This window comes from Roseateles sp. P5_B10 (genome assembly GCF_056400485.1).
The window spans coordinates 1-3596 of record NZ_JBFULE010000556.1 but is presented as its reverse complement, the minus strand read 5'-3'; the positions used below and the strand labels follow the sequence as shown (position 1 = coordinate 3596).

The 3596-nt window shown below is 71.9% G+C and carries 2 protein-coding genes; both read left to right on the top strand.

The genetic code is table 11. The features are described from left to right. A partial coding sequence (locus AC1DU6_RS23725; protein ID WP_477860049.1) for an ABC transporter permease occupies nucleotides 1-1461 on the top strand: 1461 nt, incomplete at its 5' end. Nucleotides 1462-1466: 5 nt separating this feature from the next. Then, on the top strand, nucleotides 1467-3596 hold a 2130-nt coding region (locus tag AC1DU6_RS23720; RefSeq protein ID WP_477860047.1), incomplete at its 3' end, for a CHASE domain-containing protein.

Here is a 3596-nt window from a genome sequence, read left to right as displayed (position 1 = left end):
CTGCTGGGCCTGGGCCTGGGCTTGTCGCTGCTGCTGGGCTTCGGCCTGCCGCCGGTGCTGCAGCTCGCCGCCGTGCCACCGCTGCGCGTCATCCGCCGCGACCTCGGCGCGCCCAAGGCCGGCTCACTGCTGGTGCTCGGCGCGGGTGTGGCGGGCCTCGCGGCCATCCTCGTCGTGCTGGCAGGCGACGTGAAGCTCGGCGCCATCGCCGCCGCAGGCTTTGCCGCCGCGGTGCTGCTGTTCGCGCTGCTGGCCTGGGCGGCGGTGTGGCTGCTGCGCCGGCTGGTGCCGGTCAATGTCAGCGGTGCGGGCGTGCCGCGCTGGCTGCTGCTGGCCACGCGCCAGGTCGCGGCACGGCCGGGCTTTGCAGTCATGCAGGTGTCCTCGTTGGCGGTCGGCCTGCTGGCGCTGGCGCTGCTGGTGCTGCTGCGCACCGACCTGATCGACAGCTGGCGCCGCGCGACGCCGGCGGCCGCACCGGACCGCTTCGTCATCAACATCCAGCCCGACCAGGCAACAGCCTTTCGCAAGACGCTGACGGACGCCGGCGTGAAGGACTACGACTGGTACCCGATGATCCGCGGCCGCCTGACGGCGATCAACGGCGAGCCGGTGCAGGCCAAGCGCTTTGCCGAGGAACGCGCCCAGCGCCTGGCCGAGCGCGAGTTCAACCTCAGCCACACGGCCGACAAGCCGGCCCACAACCAGATCACCAGCGGCCGCTGGGGTGATGCCAAGCCCGACGAGACCGGCCTGAGCGTCGAGGAAGGCCTGGCGCAGACGCTTGGCCTGAAGCTCGGCGACACGCTGGCCTTCGACATCGCCGGCCAGCCCGTGCAGGGGCGCATCACCAATCTGCGCAAGGTCGATTGGTCGTCCATGCGGGTCAACTTCTTTGTGCTGTTCGAGAAGGCCGAGCTGCCCGAGTTGCCGTCCACGCAGATCGCCGCCTACCGCAGCCCGCCGGCCACCAAGCTGGACCGCGAGCTGGCGCGCCAGTTCCCCAATCTCACCGTCATCGACGTGTCGGCCCAGCTCAATCAGGTGCAGGGCGTGCTGGACCAGGTCATCCAGGCGGTGCAGTTCCTGTTCAGCTTCACGCTGGCCACCGGCCTGGTCGTGCTGCTGGCGGCCGTGGGCAGCACGCGCGAGGCGCGCACGCGTGAGTTCGCGCTGATGCGGGCGCTGGGCGCGCCGTCGTCGCTGCTGGCCCAGGTGCAGCGCGCCGAGCTGCTGGGTGTCGGCGCCCTGGCCGGCTTCCTGGCCGGCGCCGTGGCGCTGGTGCTGGCGGCCCTGCTGGCGCGCTTCGTCTTCGAGTTCGACTGGCACATCAAGCCCTGGGTGCCGCTGGTTGGCGCGGCCTGCGGCGCGCTGCTGGCCTGGAGCGCCGGCTGGTGGAGCCTGCGCGGCGTGCTGCAGCGGCCCGTCGTGCAGACGCTGAGGGAGGCCCAGGCCGAATGAAGGCCATGCGGCCGCTGAGCGCCCGCGACGTGGGCCGCTACCTGGCGCTGTCGGCGGCCATCGTCGCCGTCTATTACGTGCTGGCGCGGCTGGGCCTGCTGATGGTGCTGCCGCCCTACCAGGTCGCGCCCATCTACCCCGCCGCCGGCTGGGGCCTGGCCGTGCTGCTTGTCTGGGGCCTGCGCTACACGCCGGCCGTGGCCCTGGGGTCCTTCATCGTGCAGGCCACGACGATGAACGAACTGAGCGGCGTGCTGCCGCTGGCCCTGGGCATCGGCCTGGGTGCCGCCGCCCAGGCAGTGGCCGGCACGCTGCTGATGCGGCGCTGGTGCGGCCGGCCGCTGGTGCTGGCCTCGCCGCGCGAGATCGCCGGCTATCTGTTCGCGGCGGCGCTGGCGGGCGTCGTCAGCCCAACTTGCGCGAGCTTGGTGCTGAAGGCCTTCGGCGTCATCGCCACCGCGCAGATGGGCCTGGTCTGGACGATCTGGTGGACCGGCGACCTGATGGGCGTGCTCATCGCCACGCCGATCACCCTGGCCCTGATCGGCCAGCCGCGTTCGGCCTGGGCAACGCGGCGCTTCAGCGTCGGCCTGCCGATGCTGCTGACCACGCTGCTCGTGGGCCTGGGCGTGGCCGTCACGATGGAATGGGACCGCCAGCGCAACCGCGCCGACTTCACGCGCGACGCGACCAGCGCCGCCCAGGACCTGGCCGGCCGGCTGCGCGAGCCGCTGCTGGCACTGGAGGGCGTGCACGGCCTCGTCAAGGTCAAGCCAAGGCCGACGCGCGCGGAGTTCGCCCAAGCGACGAGCGGCTTCCTGACCGAGGAGAGCCCGTTGATCGCGCTGGGCCTGACGCTGCGTGTTGCGCGCGCCGACGTCGACCGCTTCAACGCGGCTGCCGCGGCCGATGCCTTTCCCGGCGGCTACCAGGCGCGYGACCGCCTGCGTGCCGGCGACCTGCGCCCACCGGCGGACGAGGACATGCTGGCCATCCGCCTCATCGAACCGCTGTCGCGCAATGCCGGCGCGCTGGGCGTGAACGTGCGCACCATCCCCGGCGCGCGCGCGGCCATCGAGCGCGCCGCTTCGCTGGGGAAACCGGTGGCGTCGGCGGGCTTCCAGCTGTCGCAGGACAAGGAGGCCGCGGTCGGCGTTGTGGTCTACCAGCCCCTCTACCGGGGCCAGGCGGCGCCCAGCGAGCAGGCCTTGGACGGCGTCGTCTTCGCCACGCTGAGGCCCGACCTGCTGCTGTCGCGCCTGGCGGCCAACTGGCCCGAGCATCTCGGCGCCTGTCTCGTCGACCTGGAGCGCGGCGCGCTCTATCCGCGACTGGGCGGGCGTCTGGGCTGCGAGGCCGTGCAACGTGGAGGTGCCGACCTGCCCCTGGTCAAGATGCCGCTGGAGTTCGGCGGCCGGTCATGGGAGATTCGCATCTATGACCTGCCCGGCCTGGTGCAGGCGCCGGGGCGCAGCTGGGCCTTCGCCCTCGTCGGCCTGCTGGCCACGGCCATGGTGGGCGCGCTGCTGCTGCTGATGTCGGGCCGCACCCAGCATGTCGAGGCGCTGGTGCAGGAACGCACGGCCGCGCTGGAGCGCGAGGTTGCCAACCGCGCCCAGGGCGAACGCGCGCTGAGCCAGAGCGAGCAGCGCTTTCACAGCATCTTCGAGACTGCGCCCATCGGCATCGCCTTCACCGACCTCAACGGCGGCTTCCAGGAGGTCAATGCCCATTTCTGCCATCTGGTCGGCTACACGGCCGAGGCGCTGGCGAACAAGCGCTCCATCGACGTGACCCATGCCGATGACCGCCGTGAGGACATCCGCCTGGCACGCCGGCTGATGCGCGGTGAGATCCCGTTCTACCGCCGCTTGAAGCGCTATATCCGTCCCGACGGCAGCACCGCCCATGCGCGCGTGCTGGTCAGCCTGCTGCGCGGCGCGGACGGCCGGCCGCACCGGCTGGTGGGCATCATCGAGGACATCACCGACCAGCTGCGCATCGAGGAGCTGGACCGCGCCCGCGAGGCCGCCGAGGCGGCCAACCAGGCCAAGAGCGAGTTCCTGTCGCGCATGAGCCATGAGCTGCGCACACCGATGAACGCCATCCTCGGCTTCACGCAGCTGATGCAGATG